This is a genomic window from Pseudomonas sp. BT-42-2 (assembly GCF_025847435.2).
GTDB lineage: Bacteria > Pseudomonadota > Gammaproteobacteria > Pseudomonadales > Pseudomonadaceae > Aquipseudomonas > Aquipseudomonas urmiensis.
The window spans coordinates 154991-175541 of the sequence record NZ_JAOYTM010000012.1 but is presented as its reverse complement, the minus strand read 5'-3'; the positions used below and the strand labels follow the sequence as shown (position 1 = coordinate 175541).

The 20551-nt window shown below is 61.8% G+C and carries 21 protein-coding genes; 15 read left to right on the top strand and 6 right to left on the bottom strand.

Features of this window, described 5'->3' with window-relative positions:
• The first annotated feature begins 46 nt into the window (after positions 1-46).
• Genes purM through OIU19_RS15480 form a run of 3 tightly spaced genes read left to right on the top strand, consistent with a single transcriptional unit; the run spans position 47 to position 2477 of the window.
• On the top strand, positions 47-1105 hold the full coding sequence (gene purM, locus OIU19_RS15490) for a phosphoribosylformylglycinamidine cyclo-ligase (protein WP_186554651.1): 1059 nt from the start codon (positions 47-49) through the stop codon (positions 1103-1105).
• A complete protein-coding gene (purN, locus tag OIU19_RS15485) occupies positions 1105-1758 on the top strand; it encodes a phosphoribosylglycinamide formyltransferase (RefSeq protein ID WP_264235738.1) in 654 nt (217 codons plus the stop codon). The genes purM and purN overlap by 1 nt, the downstream gene beginning before the upstream one ends.
• 8 nt (positions 1759-1766) lie before the next feature.
• Positions 1767-2477 (top strand): DUF3108 domain-containing protein, encoded by a 711-nt coding sequence (locus OIU19_RS15480; protein ID WP_264235737.1) that lies wholly within the window; start codon positions 1767-1769, stop codon positions 2475-2477.
• A gap of 207 nt (positions 2478-2684) precedes the next feature.
• Here OIU19_RS15480 and OIU19_RS15475 read toward each other — a convergent pair whose 3' ends face one another.
• Complete coding sequence (locus OIU19_RS15475; RefSeq protein ID WP_264235736.1) at positions 2685-3173, bottom strand: transporter substrate-binding domain-containing protein; 489 nt, start codon at positions 3171-3173, stop codon at positions 2685-2687.
• A gap of 225 nt (positions 3174-3398) precedes the next feature.
• Between OIU19_RS15475 and OIU19_RS15470 the strand changes: the two genes are divergently transcribed.
• Positions 3399-3875, top strand: coding sequence for a DUF4399 domain-containing protein (locus tag OIU19_RS15470; RefSeq protein WP_264235735.1), 477 nt, complete (start codon positions 3399-3401; stop codon positions 3873-3875).
• A 141-nt stretch (positions 3876-4016) separates the two neighbouring features.
• Here the strand turns inward: OIU19_RS15470 and serA are convergent, their stop codons facing one another.
• Positions 4017-5246: a phosphoglycerate dehydrogenase gene (gene serA / locus OIU19_RS15465; RefSeq protein ID WP_264235734.1), complete on the bottom strand. Its 1230-nt coding sequence runs from the start codon at positions 5244-5246 to the stop codon at positions 4017-4019.
• Between the two features lie 170 nt (positions 5247-5416).
• Here serA and OIU19_RS15460 point away from each other — a divergent pair, with 170 nt between their 5' ends.
• The 4 genes from OIU19_RS15460 to OIU19_RS15445 all read left to right on the top strand — a co-directional run bounded on the left by OIU19_RS15460 (position 5417) and on the right by OIU19_RS15445 (position 9657).
• On the top strand, positions 5417-6814 hold the full coding sequence (locus OIU19_RS15460) for an FAD-binding oxidoreductase (RefSeq protein ID WP_264235827.1): 1398 nt from the start codon (positions 5417-5419) through the stop codon (positions 6812-6814).
• A 25-nt stretch (positions 6815-6839) separates the two neighbouring features.
• Complete coding sequence (locus tag OIU19_RS15455) at positions 6840-7505, top strand: fumarylacetoacetate hydrolase family protein (protein WP_264235733.1); 666 nt, start codon at positions 6840-6842, stop codon at positions 7503-7505.
• Positions 7506-7727: 222 nt separating this feature from the next.
• Complete coding sequence (locus OIU19_RS15450) at positions 7728-8654, top strand: SdiA-regulated domain-containing protein (protein ID WP_264235732.1); 927 nt, start codon at positions 7728-7730, stop codon at positions 8652-8654.
• A 91-nt stretch (positions 8655-8745) separates the two neighbouring features.
• Positions 8746-9657 carry an SdiA-regulated domain-containing protein gene (locus tag OIU19_RS15445; RefSeq protein ID WP_264235731.1) on the top strand — a complete coding sequence of 304 codons (912 nt, stop codon included), beginning with the start codon at positions 8746-8748 and terminating at the stop codon, positions 9655-9657.
• A 106-nt stretch (positions 9658-9763) separates the two neighbouring features.
• Here OIU19_RS15445 and rpiA read toward each other — a convergent pair whose 3' ends face one another.
• The gene (gene rpiA, locus OIU19_RS15440) at positions 9764-10438 is read right to left on the bottom strand and encodes a ribose-5-phosphate isomerase RpiA (RefSeq protein ID WP_186555897.1); all 675 of its coding nucleotides are present in this window, start codon (positions 10436-10438) and stop codon (positions 9764-9766) included.
• 146 nt (positions 10439-10584) lie between these two features.
• Here rpiA and ilvA point away from each other — a divergent pair, with 146 nt between their 5' ends.
• Both ilvA and OIU19_RS15430 read left to right on the top strand, forming a co-directional pair.
• A complete protein-coding gene (ilvA, locus tag OIU19_RS15435; RefSeq protein ID WP_264235730.1) occupies positions 10585-12099 on the top strand; it encodes a threonine ammonia-lyase, biosynthetic in 1515 nt (504 codons plus the stop codon).
• A 136-nt stretch (positions 12100-12235) separates the two neighbouring features.
• Entirely contained in the window at positions 12236-12661 is a 426-nt protein-coding gene (locus tag OIU19_RS15430) for a DUF2269 domain-containing protein (RefSeq protein ID WP_264235729.1), read from the top strand.
• Between the two features lie 85 nt (positions 12662-12746).
• Here OIU19_RS15430 and OIU19_RS15425 read toward each other — a convergent pair whose 3' ends face one another.
• Positions 12747-13403 carry an HAD family phosphatase gene (locus OIU19_RS15425; protein ID WP_264235728.1) on the bottom strand — a complete coding sequence of 219 codons (657 nt, stop codon included), beginning with the start codon at positions 13401-13403 and terminating at the stop codon, positions 12747-12749.
• Between the two features lie 141 nt (positions 13404-13544).
• On the opposite strand from OIU19_RS15425, the gene OIU19_RS15420 reads away from it, so the two are divergent.
• The gene (locus OIU19_RS15420; RefSeq protein ID WP_186555901.1) at positions 13545-14024 is read left to right on the top strand and encodes an RNA pyrophosphohydrolase; all 480 of its coding nucleotides are present in this window, start codon (positions 13545-13547) and stop codon (positions 14022-14024) included.
• A gap of 22 nt (positions 14025-14046) precedes the next feature.
• Positions 14047-16326 (top strand): phosphoenolpyruvate--protein phosphotransferase, encoded by a 2280-nt coding sequence (gene ptsP / locus OIU19_RS15415; protein WP_264235727.1) that lies wholly within the window; start codon positions 14047-14049, stop codon positions 16324-16326.
• 146 nt (positions 16327-16472) lie between these two features.
• On the opposite strand, the gene OIU19_RS15410 is transcribed toward ptsP, so the two are convergent.
• Positions 16473-17219 carry an NRDE family protein gene (locus OIU19_RS15410; protein ID WP_264235726.1) on the bottom strand — a complete coding sequence of 249 codons (747 nt, stop codon included), beginning with the start codon at positions 17217-17219 and terminating at the stop codon, positions 16473-16475.
• Between the two features lie 151 nt (positions 17220-17370).
• Here OIU19_RS15410 and OIU19_RS15405 point away from each other — a divergent pair, with 151 nt between their 5' ends.
• From OIU19_RS15405 to OIU19_RS15395, 3 genes are read left to right on the top strand one after another with little or no spacing between them, the layout of a single operon-like run.
• Entirely contained in the window at positions 17371-18153 is a 783-nt protein-coding gene (locus OIU19_RS15405; protein ID WP_186555904.1) for a sulfite exporter TauE/SafE family protein, read from the top strand.
• Positions 18154-18168: 15 nt separating this feature from the next.
• On the top strand, positions 18169-18978 hold the full coding sequence (gene lgt / locus OIU19_RS15400) for a prolipoprotein diacylglyceryl transferase (RefSeq protein WP_264235725.1): 810 nt from the start codon (positions 18169-18171) through the stop codon (positions 18976-18978).
• A 48-nt stretch (positions 18979-19026) separates the two neighbouring features.
• The gene (locus OIU19_RS15395; RefSeq protein WP_264235724.1) at positions 19027-19998 is read left to right on the top strand and encodes a thymidylate synthase; all 972 of its coding nucleotides are present in this window, start codon (positions 19027-19029) and stop codon (positions 19996-19998) included.
• Positions 19999-20033: 35 nt separating this feature from the next.
• On the opposite strand, the gene cadR is transcribed toward OIU19_RS15395, so the two are convergent.
• Entirely contained in the window at positions 20034-20477 is a 444-nt protein-coding gene (cadR, locus tag OIU19_RS15390) for a cadmium resistance transcriptional regulator CadR (protein ID WP_264235723.1), read from the bottom strand.
• Between the last annotated feature and the right edge of the window lie 74 nt (positions 20478-20551).

The window sequence follows — 20551 nt, the reverse complement described above, 5'->3', positions numbered from 1 at the left end:
GTCGCGGTCGTTTTCCTGAATCCCTCCCTCCTAAAGGCCTGGATCAATGAGCAAGCAACCCTCCCTGAGCTACAAGGACGCCGGTGTAGACATCGACGCCGGCGAAGCACTGGTCGAACGCATCAAGGGCGTGGCCAAGCGCACCGCACGCCCTGAAGTCATGGGTGGCCTGGGCGGCTTCGGCGCCCTCTGCGAGATCCCGGCCGGCTACAAGCAGCCGGTTCTGGTCTCCGGCACCGATGGCGTCGGCACCAAACTGCGCCTGGCGCTGAACCTGAACAAGCACGACAGCATCGGCCAGGACCTGGTCGCCATGTGCGTCAACGACCTGGTGGTCTGTGGTGCCGAGCCGCTGTTCTTCCTCGACTACTACGCCACCGGCAAGCTCAATGTCGACGTCGCCGCGACCGTGGTCACCGGCATCGGCGCTGGCTGTGAACTGGCTGGCTGCTCCCTGGTCGGTGGTGAAACCGCCGAAATGCCAGGCATGTACGAAGGTGAAGACTACGACCTGGCCGGCTTCTGCGTCGGCGTGGTGGAAAAGGCCGAGATCATCGACGGCTCGAAAGTCGCCAGCGGCGATGCGCTGATCGCCCTGCCCTCGTCCGGCCCGCATTCCAATGGCTACTCGCTGATCCGCAAGATCCTGGAAGTGTCCAACACCGACATCGACAGCACCCAGCTCGACGGCAAGCCGCTGGCTGACCTGCTGATGGCCCCGACCCGCATCTACGTCAAGCCGCTGCTCAAGCTGATCAAAGACACCGGCGCGGTAAAAGCCATGGCCCACATCACCGGTGGTGGCCTGCTCGACAACATCCCACGCGTGCTGCCGAAGAACGCCCAGGCGATCATCGACGTGGCCAGCTGGCAGCGTCCGGCCGTATTCGATTTCCTCCAGGAAAAAGGCAACGTCGACGAGCACGAAATGCACCGCGTACTGAACTGCGGCGTTGGCATGGTCATCTGCGTCGCTCAGGATCAGGTCGACAACGCCCTGAACGTGCTGCGCGCAGCGGGTGAGCAGCCATGGGTCATCGGCCAGATCGCCGATGCCGCCGAAGGCGCTGCCCAGGTCGAGCTGCAAAACCTCAAGGCACACTGATGCCGAGCAAGACCTGCAACGTCGTGGTACTGCTGTCGGGTTCCGGCAGCAACCTGCAAGCGCTGATCGACAGCAGCCTGGGTCAAGACAGCCCGGTGCAGATTCGCGGGGTGATCTCCAACCGCGCCGACGCCTATGGCCTGGAACGGGCCAAGGCCGCCGGGATCGACACCGCAGTGCTGCAACACCAGGGTTTCGATGGGCGCCAAGCCTTCGATGCAGCGCTGATGGCGCTGATCGACGGCATGCAGCCCGACCTGGTGGTCCTGGCTGGCTTCATGCGCATCCTCAGTGGCGACTTCGTGCGCCACTACCAGGGCCGCCTGCTCAACATCCACCCCTCGTTGCTGCCCAAATACAAGGGCCTGCATACCCACCAGCGTGCGCTGGAGGCGGGTGATGCCGAGCACGGCTGCAGCGTGCACTTCGTCACCGAGGAACTCGATGGCGGGCCACTGGTCGTACAGGCAGTGGTTGCGGTAGCGCCAGACGACACCGTGCAAAGCCTGGCCGACCGGGTTCACCATCAGGAACACCAGATCTACCCGCTGGCGGTGCGCTGGTTCGCTCAAGGGCGCTTGCGTCTTGGCGAACACGGTGCATTACTGGATGGCCAGCCGCTGGCGGCCAGCGGTCACTTGATTCGACCCTAGGAGAATTTATGCGTCGCGCCCTGCTCTTGGCTCTCGCCGTGCTTGCCCTGCCCCTCCAGGCAGCCGATCTGAAGCCGTTCTCGGCCAGCTACACCGCCGACTGGAAGCAGCTGCCCATGAGCGGCACCGCTGAACGTAGCCTGGTGAAGAATGCCAATGGTACCTGGGACCTTAATTTCAAGGCTTCCATGATGATTGCCAGCCTCACCGAGCAAAGCACCCTGCGCCTGGACAACGACACCCTGCTGCCACAGAAGTACCACTTCGAGCGTGGCGGCCTGGGCAAAGCGAAGAAAGTCGATCTGGACTTCGACTGGACCGCGAAGAAGGTCACCGGTAGCGACCGTGGCGATGCCATCAGCCTGCCGCTCAACCGCGGCGTGCTGGACAAGTCGTCCTATCAGTTGGCGCTGCAGCATGATGTGGCCGCTGGCAAGAAGAGCATGACCTATCAGGTGGTCGACGGTGACGAGATCGACACCTACGACTTCCGCGTGCTGGGGACTGAGAAAGTCAGCACCAAGACCGGCCAGGTCGATGCGGTCAAGGTCGAGCGCGTGCGCGACCCGAGCCAAAGCAAGCGCATCACCGAGTTGTGGTTCGCCAAGGACTGGGACTACCTGCTGGTGCAACTGCGTCAGGTCGAAACTGATGGCAAAGAGTACGTGATCGTGCTGCAGGATGGCACGGTCGATGGCAAGTCGGTGAAGGGTAACTGATCGCCTGGGCTTGTTGCTGACACACAAACCCCGCCGCGTGCGGGGTTTCTTTTTTGCCTTTGGTAGTGGGTGATACATGGCGCGTGGGAGCGGGCTTGCCCCGCGATAGCGTTGCTTGGTCTGACGCTATCGCGGGGCAAGCCCGCTCCCACGAATGAGGGCCCACTGCTGACAGCGTGGGAGCGGGCTTGCCCCGCGATGAGGGTGTCACTGACCTGCCGTAGCCTGCTCGCCGCCCTCAAGCCATTTTTTCTCCAGCGCCGCCAAGCGTCCGTCATCCTTGATCCGCTGCAATGCGTTGTTCACTGAGCTCTCGAACGCCGGGTTGTCTTTCTGGAAGGGAATAACCAGCTTGGCTTTGCCAAACGATTGGCTGACATCCAAGGCCCCTTCGACCTTCTGCTCGACACTCATTTGGTTCAGGGCAATGTCGAACTTGCCGCTTTCCACACCCGGCAACACCTCTTCGGCCGGCGCCTCGATGAACTCGGCGCGCAGGTCCAGCTCCTTGGCCAGGGCCTGGCCCAATTCGATATCGAACCCGGTCAGGTGCTCTGCGTCCTTGAACGCATAGGGCGGTGTGTCGGCTTGTACGGCAATGCGCAGTTCGCCCCGGTCGTTGATTTCGTCTATCAGCTCGGCCTGAGCCAACGGAGTGATCAGTACTGCCAGCAGTACGCCAATGGTCAAACGCATGAGAGCCCCTTCTGGTTCGGCAGGTGAATTTCATTCGCCGCGGCTTTCTGTCTTGCCTCGGTCGAACGCAGGCTATGACCGTGTGTCCCGATTAATGTTTTAGTCTGCCCTGATTTTTTTATAACGCGGGTTTTAGACACCTTTGGCCACAATTGGTCTATGTTGAACTTCCGCTGCCTTTCGTTTATCGGTAGCGGTTATTGAAGTGAATCACAGGAGAAGTGAATGAACAGCCTATTTTCGCGTGCTGCGGTTGCCGGTCTGCTGATGGGGGCGTCGCTGTTTGCCAGTGCCGCAGATGCCCTCAAGAGCCAGGAGCCGCCGACGGGCGCCAAGGTCTTCATCGTTTCCCCCGCCGATGGCGCTACGGTCGAGAAGACCTTCACCGTCAAATTCGGTATCGAGGGCATGGAGCTTAAACCTGCGGGCGACCAGACCCCGCACAGCGGCCATCACCACTTGCTGGTGGATGTCGACAAAGAGCCGGTCAAGGACATGCCGCTGCCGACTAGCCTGATGCCAGAGAACAACGCGCCGCTGCCGGCTGGGCCGCAGGTGCTGCACTTCGGCAAGGCGCAGACAGAAGCCACCATCACCCTGACGCCGGGCAAGCACACCCTGCAGCTGGTGCTGGGTGACCAGTATCACGTGCCGTTCAAACCGGGCGTTGAGTCGCAGAAGATCACTGTTACGGTCAAGTAATGCGCATCTAACAGGATTGGCTGGGGCGGTTATCGCCTCATCGCCGGGCAAGCCCGCTCCCACGCCAGTCCATGCGCCGCAACTGACCCAACGAAAAAAGGGAGGCCACCAGGGCCTCCCTTTTTCATCCAACCAGAGAACTTAGAACAATACGCGCGAGCGAATAGTGCCCTTGACGTGCTGCAGTTTCTCTTGGGCCAGGTCCGAGTATTCGGCATCTACGTCGATGACCACGTAACCCACTTTCTCGTTGGTCTGCAGGAACTGACCGGAGATGTTGATACCGTTCTCGGCGAACACTTTGTTGATCTCGCTGAGCACACCCGGGATGTTTTGGTGGATGTGCAGCAGGCGGTGTTTGCCTGGGTGAGCCGGCAGGGCCACTTCCGGGAAGTTGACCGACGACACGGAAGTACCGTTGTCGCTGTACTTGACCAGCTTCTCGGCCACTTCCAGGCCAATGTTGGCCTGTGCTTCGGCGGTGGAGCCACCGATGTGCGGGGTCAGGATCACGTTGTCCAGGCCGCGCAGCGGGCTTTCGAACTCTTCGTCGTTGGAGCGCGGCTCGACTGGGAATACGTCGATGGCAGCGCCGATCAGGTGCTTGTCCTTGATCGCGGCGGCCAGGTGGTCCAGCTCGACCACGGTGCCACGGGCGGCGTTGATCAGGATCGCGCCCTTCTTCATCGCGCGGATTTCCTTCTCGCCGATCATCCACTGGGTGGATGGCAGCTCAGGCACGTGCAGCGAGACGATGTCGGCCAGGCCCAGCAGCTCGTTCAGGCTGGCGACCTGAGTGGCGTTACCCAGTGGCAGCTTGGTCAGTGGGTCGAAGAAGTACACCTGCATACCCAGGCTCTCGGCCAGGACCGACAGTTGGGTGCCGATCGAGCCGTAGCCGACGATGCCCAGCTTCTTGCCGCGGATTTCGAACGAGTTGGCCGCGCTCTTGATCCAGCCGCCACGGTGGCACGAGGCATTCTTCTCAGGGATGCCGCGCAGCAGCAGGATGGCCTCGGCCAGCACCAGTTCGGCCACCGAGCGGGTATTCGAGTAAGGGGCGTTGAACACGGCAATGCCGCGCTCGCGGGCCGCTTCCAGGTCGACCTGGTTGGTGCCGATGCAGAAGCAGCCGACCGCGACCAGTTTCTTCGCGCAGTCGAAGATCTCGTCAGTCAGCTGGGTGCGCGAGCGGATGCCGATGAAGTGGGCGTCGGCGATCTTTTCCTTGAGCTCTGCTTCTGGCAAGGAACCCGTGAGGTACTCGATGTTGGTGTAGCCGGCAGCCTTGAGGGTATCGACCGCGTTCTGGTGCACACCTTCAAGAAGAAGGAACCGGATCTTGCTCTTGTCGAGAGAAGTCTTGCTCATCTGCGTAAACCTGTATCCCGGAGAAAAAATGGCGAGGGGGTAAAGCGGCGCGGCGTCGGCCTTAGCACGAACAGCGGGAGGGCTATGCTAGCATACGCGACACAATCTGAGCCCATACCGACAGGTGAAGAGTGCTCAGGGTGACTATGAATAAGTCGAGAGTTCCAGCGATGACCCACCCTGCGGTAATTGATGAGCTGATGACCCTGGTCGACCCTGGCAAGGTCCTTACCGATCCCGCTTCGCTCGAGGCTTACGGCAAGGACTGGACCAAGCATTACCCTCCCGCGCCCAGCGCCATTGTGCTGCCCAAGACCACCGAACAAGTGCAGGCTATCGTCGCCTGGGCTAATAAGCACAAGGTAGCACTGGTGCCCTCTGGCGGACGAACGGGGCTCTCGGCGGGTGCGGTGGCGGCCAATGGTGAAGTGGTCGTCGCGTTCGATTACATGAACCAGATTCAGGCTTTCAATGAATTCGACCGCACGGTGGTTTGCCAGCCCGGTGTGGTGACCCGTCAGCTGCAACAGTTTGCCGAAGACAACGGCCTTTATTACCCGGTGGATTTCGCCTCGTCAGGATCCAGCCAGATTGGCGGCAATATCGGCACCAATGCCGGCGGAATCAAGGTGATTCGTTATGGCATGACCCGCAACTGGGTCGCTGGGCTGAAAGTGGTTACCGGCAAGGGTGAGTTGCTGAAGCTGAACAAAGACCTGATCAAGAACGCCACGGGCTACGACCTGCGTCAGCTGTTCATTGGTGCCGAGGGCACATTGGGCTTTGTGGTCGAAGCGACCATGCGCTTGGACCGCGCGCCGCGCAACCTCACCGCGATGGTGCTGGGCACGCCGGACTTCGACTCGATCATGCCGGTGCTGCATGCCTTCCAGGGTCGCCTTGACCTGACCGCTTTCGAGTTTTTCTCCGACAAGGCTCTGGCCAAAGTCATGGGTCGTGGCGATGTACCACCGCCGTTCGACACCGATTGCCCGTTCTATGCCCTGCTGGAATTCGAGGCCCTCAATGAAGATGTAGCCAACGATGCCTTGGCCACCTTCGAGCATTGCGTCGAGCAAGGTTGGGTGCTGGACGGGGTGATGAGCCAAAGCGAGACCCAGCTGAAAAACCTGTGGAAGCTGCGCGAGTACATTTCCGAGACCATCTCCCACTGGACCCCGTACAAGAACGACATCTCCGTCACCGTCTCAAAGGTGCCGGCGTTCCTGCGCGATATCGACGCGATTGTCGGCCAGCACTACCCCGATTATGAAGTGGTCTGGTACGGCCATATCGGCGATGGCAACCTGCACCTGAACATTCTCAAGCCCGACGACATGAGCAAGGACGACTTCTTTGCCTCCTGCGCCAAGGTCAACAAGTGGGTATTTGAGATCGTCGAGCGCTACAACGGCTCGATTTCCGCCGAGCATGGCGTGGGCATGACCAAGCGCGACTATCTGGGCTATAGTCGCTCCGCGCATGAAATCGCCTGCATGAAAGCTATAAAGGCCGTTTTCGACCCTAACGGCATCATGAATCCGGGTAAGATCTTCGCTCCTGAATAAAAGCAGTAAGCAGAAGGAGTCGGCCATGAGTTACCAGCACCAGTACGTAGACGGCACGCGCATTCACTTCCCGCTGGGCAAAGTGGTGTGCATCGGGCGCAACTACGCCGAACATGCCAAGGAACTGGACAACCCCATTCCGACCGAGCCGCTGCTGTTCATCAAACCGGGCAGTTGCGTGGTACCGCTGGAAGGTGGCTTCAAGATCCCGACTGAGCGTGGCTCGGTGCACTATGAAGCTGAAATCGCCGTGCTGCTGGGCAAGCCGCTGTCAGCCCATCCTTCGGCAGAAGAGGTGCTCGATGCCATCTCCGGTTTCGCCCCGGCGCTGGACCTGACCCTGCGTGATCTGCAGGCCAAGCTCAAGGAGAAGGGCCTGCCGTGGGAACTGGCCAAGAGCTTCGACGGCGCCTGCGTGCTGCCGCCGTTCGTTTCTGCCGGCACTTTCGAAGACCTCAAGGACATCCCGGTGCGCCTGACCATCAACGGCGAAGTGCGCCAGGATGGCAACAGCGCGCTGATGCTCAATCCGATCGTGCCGATCATCCAGCACATTGCCTCGCATTTCTCGCTGCAGCCTGGCGATGTGATTCTGACCGGTACTCCGGCGGGTGTGGGGCCGTTCAATGTCGGTGATGAGCTGGTGCTGGAACTGCCGGGTGTGGTCCGCTTCGAGAGCCGGGTGCTCTGATCTGATACCGCCGCACCTGCTTCGCGGGTAAAACCGCCCTCACAGCATCTTGCAGCGCTGCAAGAATCTGTGGGAGCGGGCTTGCCCGCGAAGAGGCCGTGACTGAGCCACCTGTCCTGGCAGCAATTGGCGTTTTTTTCACAAACAATCCGGATAATGCACGCAATTTCGTCCATTCGCCGGCGTTAGGGAAAACTCGGCAACCCCAGGATCTCTACCTCTATGGCAACGCCCTCCAGCGCTTCACTTCCTCCACCGCGCAAGCGTCGCCTGTTCCTGCGTTGGCCTTTCGTGCTGGGCGTGGTGGCGGTCATCGGCTATGGCTTGTCAGTTGCCATGCACTGGGACGATCGCGGCCAGCTGTGGCTCAAAGAGCGCTTCGAAAGCACTGCCGAGCGCAGTGAAAGTGTCTGGCTGCCCGATTACATTGCCGATATCGATGCCAAGGTGTTACCTGGCATGGCCGACGATGAAGCTTCGGACCTGGCGTTCAACCCGCATACCCGCACCCTGTTTGCCGTCATGGGCAATAACCCGTTCCTGGTCGAGTTGAGCCTGGATGGCGACGTCCTGCGCAAGATGCCGCTACTGGGTTGGGACAACCCTGAAGGTGTGGCGGTGCTGGAAGATGGCCAGATCGCAATCGTCGATGAGCGCAGCCATGACCTCACCCTGGTCAAGGTCGACGCCAGCACCACTTCGCTCAAACGCGACGATTTCAAGCGCTATGACTTGGGTAAGTCCGCCGACGACAACAAAGGTTTCGAGGCGATCGCTTGGGACCCCGTACGCCAGCGCCTGGTGATCGGCGAGGAGCGGCCCCCGAAGCTGTTCACCTGGAACACCGATGGCCGCAGCCCGCTGACCGGCGACAAGCAGCCGCTGCCCAACGATCAGCTTGATTTGCGCAACCTGTCGGCACTGGGCGTTGATCCGCGCACCGGCCACCTGCTGGCCTTGTCGGCGGATTCGAACATGTTGCTGGAGCTGGACGAGAACGGCGAGCAAGTCAGCTTCATGACCCTGCTTGGCGGTTTCAATGGCCTCAACAATCGCGTGCCGCGTGCCGAGGGTGTGGCCATGGATGACCAGGGCACCCTGTATATCGTCAGCGAGCCCGACCTGTTCTATCGCTTCAAGAGGCACTGACGGCCGTCTGCTTCAGGCGACAGTGATGGCATTAAGCTTTACTTCAGCTGATCGTGGTTAGATTCGCCTCCCTTTCGCCGAGTCTGCCTTCATGCGCCGTTACTTTCGCTTGCCGTTGCTACTGCTGTTTCTGGGCTTGTCCTCGCTGCTGGTGATGGGCCTGGCGGCGCATGAGTTTCGCCTGTTCGAGCGCGGCTGGTTCAATCTCAAGACTTGGTGGCAGCCTGCTGAGCAAGGCATTGGACTTGGCCGTTACCAGGTCGTCCTTGAGGCCCAACCGATTGAGGGCTTGGACGATGACATCTCGGCGCTCACCTACGATCCTGAGCGCAAGACCCTGTTCAGCGTTACCAACAAGCGTTCCGAGCTGATCGAGCTGTCGTTGGATGGGCGCATTCTGCGCCGCGTGCCCCTGACCGGCTTCGGTGATCCGGAGGCGGTGGAGTATGTCGGCTCGAACAGTTTTGTGATTACCGACGAGCGTCAGCAGCGGCTGATCCGGGTTCGCCTGGATGACGACACGTTGTTTCTCGACGCCAACGATGCCGAGCAGCTGACCTTAGGCATCGGCCTCAATGGCAACAAGGGTTTCGAGGGGCTGGCCTACGACTCGGCGGGCAAGCGCCTGTTTGTCGCCAAAGAACGTGATCCAATGGTGATCTACGAGGTTCACGGCTTTCCCCATGAAAACCCAGAGCAGCCATATGCGGTGCACGTGGTGCAGGATCGCAAGCGCGATTCACGCTTGTTCGTGCGTGATCTGTCGAGTTTGCAGTTCGATGAGCGTAGCGGGCACTTGCTGGCGCTGTCCGATGAGTCGCGCTTGGTGGTCGAGTTGGATGTGAAGGGCAAGCCATTGAGCACCTTGTCGTTGAGCAAGGGTTATCAAGGCTTGAAGAAAACTGTGCCGCAGGCAGAAGGGATTGCCATGGATGATGCGGGGACGATCTACCTGGTGAGCGAGCCGAACCTGTTCTATGTGTTCAAACAGCCGGCTGAGTGATTGCCCTTGAGGGCTCTATCGCGGGGCAAACCCGCTCCCACAGAGAACACTGCTAACCCTGTGGGAGCGGGCTTTCCCGCGAACGAGGGCGAAGCCCTCGCAGACATTACTCGGCCTTGAGGCTCTTCACGCCTTCAGCAGTGCCCAGCAACAGCAAATCCGCCGGACGCGCCGCGAACAGGCCATTGGTCACCACACCCACGATCGCATTGATCTGGCTTTCCAGCTCCACTGGGTTGGTGATCTGCAGGTTATACACGTCCAGGATCACGTTACCGTTGTCGGTCACCACACCCTCGCGGTACACCGGATCCCCACCGAGTTTGACCAACTGACGGGCGACATGGCTGCGCGCCATCGGGATCACCTCGACTGGCAGCGGGAAAGCGCCGAGTACCGGCACCAGCTTGCTGCCGTCAGCGATGCAGATGAAGGTCTTGGCCACGGCCGCAACGATCTTCTCGCGGGTCAGGGCCGCGCCACCGCCCTTGATCAAGTTCAGGTGCGCGTCGCTCTCGTCGGCGCCATCGACGTAGAACTCCAGTTCGCTGACCGTGTTCAACTCGTACACCGGAATGCCATGGCCCTTCAGGCGCTGGGCAGTGGCTTCGGAGCTGGCGACCGCGCCGTCAAACGCCGTCTTGTGCTGAGCCAGGGCGTCGATGAAGAAGTTGGCGGTCGAACCGGTGCCGACGCCGACAACGCTTTTATCATCCAGCTTGGGCAGAATGAAATCGACAGCGGCCTGGGCGACGGCCTGTTTGAGTTGGTCCTGGGTCATGCGGGCTCCGAGTGGGGCTGGGGAGTTTCGAGAGGCGCATAGTATAGCGGCAAGCGCCGGCAAAACCTCGGCTTTGCTGTGGTCCGCCGACGTAGCGCTGGGGTAGACTCGCAGGCCTTGTCCCGCGGCCCAGTGATGCTTTCCCGATGCTCGAACAGTACGTCAAGAAGATCCTCACCTCGCGCGTCTACGACGTCGCCGTCGAAACCCCGCTGCACAGCGCCGGCCAGCTGAGCAAACGCCTGGGCAACCAGGTCCTGCTCAAGCGCGAAGACCTGCAGCCGGTGTTCTCGTTCAAGATCCGCGGGGCGTACAACAAGCTGGCCCAGCTGAGCCCGGAGGAACTGGCCCGTGGCGTGGTCACTGCCTCGGCCGGCAACCATGCCCAGGGCGTAGCCCTGGCGGCGCGCGAGCTGGGCATCAAGGCCACCATCGTGATGCCCAAGACCACTCCCGAGATCAAGATCGAAGGGGTGCGCTCGCGCGGCGGCAAGGTCGTGCTGCATGGCGACTCGTTCCCCGAGGCACTGGCCTATTCGTTGAAGCTGGTCGAGGAAAAAGGCTTCGTCTACATCCACCCCTACGATGACCCGCACACCATCGCCGGCCAGGGCACGGTGGCCATGGAAATCCTGCGGCAGCACCCAGGCCGGCTGGACGCGATCTTCGTCCCGGTCGGCGGCGGTGGGCTGATCGCCGGTATCGCTGCCTACGTCAAATACCTGCGCCCGGAAATCAAGGTAATCGGCGTCGAGCCAGACGACTCCAATTGCCTGCAAGCGGCTATGGCCGCTGGTGAACGGGTGGTCCTGCCGCAAGTCGGGCTGTTCGCCGATGGCGTGGCGGTGGCGCAGATCGGCCAGCATACCTTTGATATCTGCAAGCTCCACGTCGATGAAGTGGTCACCGTTAGTACTGACGAGATCTGTGCGGCAATCAAGGATATCTACGACGATACCCGCTCGATCACCGAACCTGCTGGCGCTTTGGGCGTTGCTGGGATCAAGAAGTACGTCGAGATGACCGGCGTGACCGGGCATACCCTGGTGGCTATCGACTCGGGCGCCAACGTCAACTTCGACCGCCTGCGTCACGTTGCAGAGCGCGCCGAGTTGGGCGAAAAGCGCGAGGCGATCATTGCCGTGACCATTCCGGAGCGTCCGGGCAGCTTCAAGGCCTTCTGCGAAGCCATCGGCAAACGCCAGATCACTGAGTTCAACTACCGCAAGCACACTTCGGACGAGGCGCACATCTTCGTCGGCGTGCAGACCCATCCGGAGAATGACCCGCGGGCTATGTTGGTTCAGCAGTTGATCGAGCAAGGCTTCCCGGTTACCGACCTGACCGACAACGAACTGGCCAAATTGCACATTCGCCACATGGTCGGTGGGCATTCGGCGGGCGCCAGTGATGAGATCGTGCTGCGCTTCGAATTCCCTGAGCGGCCGGGGGCGTTGTTCAACTTCCTCAACAAGCTCGGTGGGCGCTGGAATATCTCGATGTTCCATTACCGCAACCATGGTGCTGCCGATGGGCGGGTAGTGGCAGGGCTGCAAGTGCCGGAAGACGAGCGTCACCTGGTGCCAGCGGCATTGGCCAAGATCGGCTATCCGTATTGGGACGAGACCGAGAACCCGGCTTACCGGCTGTTTTTGGGCTGAGGGGCTAAGCTAGGCTTCAAAGGCCTCATCGCAAGGCAAGCCCGCTCCCACGCCAAGCCTGTGTAACGTGGGAGCGCTATCGTGGGAGCGGGCTTGCCCCGCGATGAGGCCCGCAAGCCCAACCAAGGACTCAAGAATGGAATACCTGACTACCCTCAAGGCTGCCCACATCATCGCCACCGTGCTGTTGCTCGCCAGCGCCCTGGGCCTGGCGATCTGGACCTGGCGTGCACGTCGGCGCGGTGACGCCACGGTCTACGGCCAACTGCTGCGCCGCCCGCTGCTGTTCGTCTGGCTGTTGATGGGCGTGTGCCTGCTGAGCATGCCGTTCACCGGCTGGTGGCTGGTGCACCTGATCGGTTGGCCGCTGGGGCAGACCTGGGTGTTGGCCTCCAGCGTCATCTATACCTTTGGCGCGTTCAGTGCCTGGTGGTTGCTGGTGCGGCTGAACCGGCTGCGTCGGGCTGAGCCTACTGGGCTGCGCTTTACCCTGGCGTTGGCGGTGTTCAGTGGTGTGTGTTTTTTGTCCATCGCGGGGCTGATGGGCGCCAAGCCAGTCTGAGGTTGTAGCCGATCGCGGGGCAAGCCCGCTCCCACGCAACCTTCGTAACCCGCGTGGCAGTGGGCTTGCCCCGCGATAGCTGTGATCAATCGCGCAGGGAAATGACCTGCCAGCCACGCTGCTGGGCATGGGCGCGCAGCTTTGGGTCTGGGTCTACCGCCACTGCATGCGTCACCTGCTCCAGTAGCGGCACATCGTTCATCGAGTCGCTATAGAAGTAGCTGCCCTCCAGGTCATAGCCGTTCTCCAGCATCCAGCGCTTGAGTCGCGTCACTTTGCCTTCACGAAAGCACGGTATATCGGTACTACGCCCGGTGTAGCGCTCGCCCTCGCGTTCGCACTCGGTGGCCAGCAGGGTGCGCACACCCAGGCGCCGGGCAATGGGGGCGGTCACGAAGCGGTTGGTCGCGGTGATGATGACCAGTTTGTCGCCCGCCTCGCGGTGCTGGCGCAGCAGGGCCAGGGCCTTGGGCAGGATGATCGGCTCGATGCAGTCGCGCATGAATTCGCGGTGCCATTGATCGAGCTGGGCCGGTTCGGTGGCGGCGAAGATTTCCATCGAGAAGGCCAGGTAGGCCTGTAGGTCCAGGGTGCCGTTGAGGTAATCCTGGTAGAACGCATCGTTGCGCTGCTTATAGGTGACAGGGTCAAGAATGCCCCGTTCGCACAGGTAGTCACCCCAGGCGTGATCGCTGTCGCCGCCGAGCAGGGTATTGTCCAGGTCGAATAAAGCCAGGCGCATCACGGTCACTCGCTTAAGGCACAGGGTGGCCCCGCAGAATACGGAGTTTTCACCTCGCTGCACATAAGCTTGGCGGGCGCGTTGCTGCGCTTGTGAGCTTTGTGGAACAATGCGGTGACATGCGTTTGCGAGGTTGCTGCCGTGATCGACCCGGATGGTTTTCGCCCTAATGTCGGCATCATTCTGACCAATGATGCCGGGCAGGTGCTATGGGCTCGGCGGATCAACCAGGATGCCTGGCAGTTTCCCCAGGGGGGCATCAACCCCGACGAAACGCCAGAAGACGCCCTGTACCGCGAGCTGAATGAAGAAGTCGGCCTTGAGCGCGACGATGTGGAAATTCTTGCCTGCACCCGTGGCTGGTTGCGTTATCGTTTACCCCAGCGTCTGGTGCGGACCCACAGCCAGCCGCTGTGCATCGGCCAGAAACAGAAATGGTTCCTGCTGCGCCTGGTCACCAACGAGCAGCGGGTACGGATGGACCTGACCGGTAAACCGGAATTCGACGGCTGGCGCTGGGTCAGCTATTGGTATCCGCTGGGCCAGGTGGTGACATTCAAGCGCGAGGTCTACCGTCGCGCCCTGAAAGAGCTAGCACCGCGCCTGCTGACGCGCGACTGACGACGGAGTTCGACCCCGAGCCATGCTCAATACGCTGCGCAAGATCGTCCAGGAAGTGAACTCCGCCAAAGATCTCAAGACGGCGTTGGGGATCATTGTCTTGCGCGTCAAGGAAGCCATGGGCAGCCAGGTCTGCTCGGTCTACCTGCTCGACCCGGAAACCAACCGCTTCGTGCTGATGGCCACCGAGGGTCTGAACAAGCGCTCGATCGGCAAGGTCAGCATGGCGCCCAACGAGGGCCTGGTCGGCCTGGTCGGCACCCGCGAAGAGCCACTGAACCTGGAAAATGCCGCCGATCACCCGCGTTACCGGTACTTTGCCGAAACCGGCGAAGAGCGCTTCGCCTCCTTCCTCGGCGCACCGATTATCCACCACCGGCGAGTGGTCGGAGTATTGGTCATCCAGCAGAAGGAGCGCCGCCAGTTCGATGAAGGTGAAGAAGCGTTTCTAGTCACCATGAGCGCTCAGCTCGCCGGGGTCATCGCCCATGCCGAGGCGACCGGCTCGATTCGCGGCCTGGGCCGCCAGGGCAAGGGCATCCAGGAGGCGCGCTTCGTCGGCGTGCCGGGTTCGCCCGGCGCTGCGGTCGGCCGCGCCGTGGTCATGTTGCCGCCGGCCGACCTGGAAGTGGTGCCTGATAAAACCGTCGATGACATCGACGCCGAATTGAAACTGTTCAACAACGCCCTGGAAGGCGTGCGCGCCGACATGCGCAAGCTGTCGGCCAAGCTCGCCACCCAGCTGCGCCCGGAAGAGCGGGCGTTGTTCGACGTGTACCTGATGATGCTCGAAGACGCCGCCCTGGGTGGCGAAGTGGTCGAAGTCATCAAGACCGGCCAATGGGCCCAGGGCGCGCTGCGCCAAGTGGTGGGCGAGCACGTCAATCGCTTCGAACTGATGGACGATGACTACCTGCGTGAGCGCGCCTCGGACGTCAAAGACCTCGGCCGGCGCCTGCTGGCCTACCTGCAAGAGGCCCGCTCGCAGTCGCTGGTGTACGCCGAAAACACCATCCTGGTCAGCGAAGAGCTGACCCCGGCGATGCTCGGCGAAGTGCCGGAAGGCAAGCTGGCGGGCCTGGTTTCGGTACTCGGCTCGGGTAACTCGCACGTGGCGATTCTGGCCCGGGCGATGGGTATACCGACGGTCATGGGCCTGGTCGACCTGCCATATTCGAAGGTCGACGGCATCGAGATGATCGTCGACGGCTACAAGGGCGAGGTGTTCACCAACCCCAGCGACGTGCTGCGCAAGCAGTACAGCGACGTCGTCGAGGAGGAGCGCCAGCTGGCCCAGGGCCTGGACGCGCTGCGCGAGCTGCCTTGCGTGACCCCGGACGGCCACCGCATGCCGCTGTGGGTCAACACTGGCTTGCTCGCCGATGTCGCCCGCGCTCAGCAGCGCGGCGCCGAAGGCGTTGGCCTGTACCGCACCGAAGTGCCGTTCATGATCAACCAGCGCTTCCCCAGCGAAAAAGAACAGCTTGCGATCTACCGCGAACAACTGGCGGCGTTCCATCCGCTGCCGGTGACCATGCGTACCCTGGATATCGGCGGTGACAAATCGCTGTCGTACTTCCCGATCAAGGAAGAAAACCCCTTCCTCGGCTGGCGCGGTATCCGCGTGACGCTGGACCACCCGGAAATCTTCCTGGTGCAGACCCGCGCAATGCTCAAGGCCAGCGAAGGCCTGAACAACTTGCGTATCCTGCTGCCGATGATTTCCGGCATTCATGAGCTGGAAGAGGCACTGCACCTGATCCACCGGGCCTGGGGCGAGGTGCGCGACGAGGGCACCGACGTGCCGATGCCACCGGTTGGGGTGATGGTCGAGATTCCGGCTGCGGTGTACCAGACCAAGGAGCTGGCGCGGCAGGTGGACTTCCTTTCGGTCGGTTCCAACGACCTGACCCAGTACCTGCTGGCGGTCGACCGCAACAACCCGCGGGTTGCCGATTTGTATGACTACCTGCACCCCGCGGTGCTGCAGGCGGTGCAGACCGTGGTCCGTGATGCCCATGCCGAGGGCAAGCCGGTGAGTATCTGCGGCGAGATGGCCGGTGATCCGGCGGCGGCCATCCTGCTGATGGCGATGGGCTTCGACAGCCTGTCGATGAACGCCACCAACCTGCCGAAGGTGAAGTGGATGCTGCGCCAGGTCAACATGAGCAAGGCCAAGGAATTACTCGCCGATGCCATGAGCCATGACAACCCGCAAGTTATCCACAGCTCACTGCAGCTGGCGCTGAAGAACCTGGGGCTGGCGCGTATGATCGGGCCTGGGGCGAACAAGACCCTCTGAATCAGCCTGGAAAGACATCGACTCGTGATCGACTCGTGGGAGCGGGCTTGCCCCGCGATAGCTTCAAGTGGGTTCAACGACGCTATCGCGGGGCAAGCCCGCTCCTACGCAGCCCGCTCCCAACCAGCACATACCTCGCTGGGGTCTCAGATTGTCAGCTCGACTTCCCCCAGATGCCCGCCAAACGGCCCAAAGCTGCGCTCGACCATCCGCCGCCGGCCCTGCTTATCGACAATCAGCACCGTACTCGCCCGTGTCCCGTAGTTCTGGCTGGCGATAAACGCACTGGACAGCAGCCGCTCGGTCGCCAAGCCAACCCCGGTGTCCGGCAGCTCGGCATCCGCCGCAGGTGCGCCATCGGCAAGCAAGCCCAGCAGCTGCCGTGGATCAGGATCATCCAGTAACCGCGCCAGCCCCTCACGGGTTTTCACCAGCTTCGGCCATGGCGTATCCAGCCCTGCGTTGGACAGCCCGTACACCCCAGGCTCCAGCAGGCGCGGCGCGGGCTCATGTGCGTGCAAGTAGCCCAGCCGCTCAGCATCGCCCACCAACAGATTGAACCCTGAATACTGGGCGCTGCGGCTGGCCACCTGATCCAGGTAAGCCTCGACCGCCAGGTCCCCTCGCAAGTACGCCGCCACCAGTTCGCCACGCGAGCGCGGGCCAAGCGGCTGGCGTGGGTCGCGGATATTGGTCAAAGCCGCAAAGCGCCCGCCCGGCCCGACACCCAGCCAGGTCCCGCCCGCTTCCAGGTCGCGCCCGGCATAGACGCCTGGCGCATCTTCCCAGGCCGCCAGCGCTTGTGTCGGGCGGGCGTGGAACTCATCGCGGTTAGCCGCGACGATCAGCGGCAGGGCGTGCCCCGGCCGCCAGGCATATACGATCAGGCACATAGGTTGGCCTCTGTGTTTTGCCTCACTCTACCCACTGGGGGGCGGTTGATCCATCCTGTCACAGTGTTCACCAGTGTCTGTCATAGAGTTCACTAGAGCCCAGACCCCGGCTTCCGTTACCATGCCGGATTGAATTTCAAGGGGTCGACGAATGGAGTTCGTACTCTATCTGCTGCTGGGCGCTTGCGCCGGCGTCCTGGCCGGGCTGTTCGGCGTGGGCGGCGGGATCATCATCGTGCCGGTGCTGGTGTTCAGTTTCACCTTGCAAGGCTTCGATCCCTCGGTGCTGACCCACCTGGCCGTGGGCACCTCACTGGCGACCATCGTCTTCACCTCGATCAATGCCGTGCGTGAACACCAGCGCAAGGGCGCGGTGCGCTGGCCGATCTTCGCCTGGATGACCCTGGGCATCCTCATCGGTGCCGGCATCGGTGCCAAGACCGCCTCGCTGATCCAGGGGCCGATGCTGCAGAAGATCATCGGTGTGTTCGCCCTGGTGATCGCCGTGCAGATGGCCCTGGACCTAAAGCCCAAAGCCAGTCGCGGCATCCCTGGCAAACCTGGCTTGACCGGCGCCGGCGTGGTGATCGGCTGGGCCTCGGCGATCTTCGGTATCGGTGGTGGCTCGCTGACCGTGCCGTTCCTGACCTGGCGCAGCCTGCCCATGCAGCAGGCGGTGGCAACGTCCTCGGCCTGTGGCCTGCCGATCGCCCTGGCCAGCGCCTTGAGCTTCATGCTGCTGGGCTGGCACGAAAGCCACCTGCCGGCGCACAGCCTGGGCTATGTGTACCTGCCGGCGCTGCTCGGCATCGCCGTGACCAGCATGTTCTTCGCCCGCTACGGCGCGAGGCTGGCGCACAAGCTGTCGCCGCGCCTGCTTAAACGTCTGTTCGCCGCGCTGCTGTTTTGCGTCGGGCTTAGCTTCCTGATTTGATCGAGAGGAACCGCAATGCTGCCTTACCCGCAGATCGACCCCGTCGCCGTAGCGCTCGGGCCGCTGAAAATTCACTGGTATGGCCTGATGTACCTGATCGGCATCGGTGGCGCCTGGCTGTTGGCCTCGCGCCGGCTGAACCGCTTCGATGCCACCTGGAGCCGGGAGAAACTCTCCGACTTGGTGTTCTGGTTGTCGATGGGGGTGATCGTCGGTGGACGCCTGGGCTACGTGCTGTTCTATGACCTGCACGCCTACCTGGCCAACCCGACGCTGATCTTCGAGGTGTGGAAAGGCGGCATGTCGTTCCACGGCGGCTTCATCGGCGTGATGCTGGCGGCGCTGTGGTTCGGCAAGCGTAACAACAAGTCGTTCTTCGAGCTGATGGACTTCGTCGCCCCGTTGGTGCCGATTGGTCTGGGGGCCGGGCGCATTGGCAACTTCATCAATGCCGAGCTGTGGGGCAAGGCCACCGATGTGCCTTGGGCGATGGTCTTCCCGCCGTTCAGCGACCCGGCGCAGTTGCCGCGTCACCCGTCGCAGCTGTACCAGTTCGCCCTGGAAGGTGTGGCATTATTCGTCATCCTTTGGCTGTACTCGCGCAAGCCGCGCCCGACCATGGCCGTTTCCGGCATGTTCGCGCTGTTCTACGGCATCTTCCGCTTCATCGTCGAATTCGTGCGGGTACCCGATGCCCAGCTTGGCTACATTGCCTTCGGCTGGTTGACCATGGGTCAGTTGCTCTGCGTGCCGATGATCGCTGCGGGCATCTTCTTGATCTGGTGGGCCTACAACCGTAAACCAACGGCCAAGGCCACCGTCTGATTTTCACGGCAGGGGCGATCCCCCTGCCGTTCTTGTTACAGGTAAGCCATGAAACAGTATCTAGATCTGGTCCGCGACGTTATCGAAAACGGTACCCTGCAGGGTAACCGTACCGGCATCCGCACCATCAGCCTGCCCGGTGCCATGCTGCGCTTCGACCTGCAGAAGGGCTTCCCGGCCATCACCACCCGCAAGCTGGCGTTCAAGTCGGCGATTGGCGAGATGGTCGGCTTCCTGCGGGGGGTGAAGAACGCCGGTGAGTTCCGCGAACTGGGCTGCAAGGTCTGGGACCAGAACGCCAACGAGAACGCCCAGTGGCTGGCCAACCCGTTCCGCCAGGGACATGACGACCTCGGCGAGATCTACGGTGTGCAGTGGCGCCAGTGGCCAGGTTACAAGCGCGTGCCGCTGAGCAACCCGGCCGCCATCGAGATGGCTGAGAAGCAAGGCTTTCGCAAGATTGCCCAGGACGAGGAAGACGGCCAGGCGTTCGTCATCCTCTACAAGGCCATCGACCAGGTGCGCCAGTGCCTGGACACCATCGCCAACGATCCAGGCAGCCGGCGCATCCTGTTCCACGGCTGGAACTGCGCTCAACTCGATGAAATGGCCCTGCCGCCGTGCCATCTGCTGTACCAGTTCCACCCCAATGTCGAGACCAAGGAAATCTCCCTGACTCTCTACATCCGCTCCAACGATCTGGGCCTGGGCACGCCGTTCAACCTCACCGAAGGCGCCGCGTTGCTGTCGCTGTTCGGTCGCCTGACCGGCTACACCCCGCGCTGGTTCACCTACTTCATCGGCGATGCCCATGTGTACGAGAACCACCTGGATATGCTCAACGAGCAGCTCAAGCGCGAGCCGCTGGCGGCGCCGAAGCTGGTGATCAGTGATCGCGTGCCGGAGTTTGCCAAGACCGGCAAGTATGAGCCTGAGTGGTTGGAGAAGATCGAGCCGAGTGATTTCAGCCTGGAAGGGTATGAGCACCATGCGCCGATGACTGCGCCGATGGCGGTCTGATTCAACAATTTCGGGGCCGCTTTGCGGCCCCGAAGCTAATGCCCGTGGCTGCGCCCCACATGTGAATGCTCGGTTTCCGGCACTGATACCGCCCCATTTACTTCCAGCTGCTGCAAGATCGCGCACTCAGCCCCTGGTGCGCTGCAGCGTTGGCGCAACTCCACCAACTGCGCCTGTAATGCCATCAAGCCATCGATGCGCGCCTGCACGTGCTCGATATGTTCATCGATCAAGGCATTGACGCTGCCGCATTGGCCTTGCGGACTATCGCGCAGGCGCAGCAGGCTGCGGATCTCATCGAGGGTCATGTCCAGTGTTCGGCAATTGCGGATGAAGGTCAGCCGCTCGACATGCGCCTGGGTATACAGCCGGTAGTTGCCCTCGCTACGGGCGGGCTCTGGCAGCAGTTGCTCGCGTTCGTAGTAGCGAATGGTCTCGACGGCGCAATCGGTGGCGTTGGCCAGTTCTCCGATCTTCATGACGAATCTCCCACAGATGGCTTGACCCTATAGTGGCTACAGGGTGTTCACTTGGCAACAGGCTCCCTTTAAGG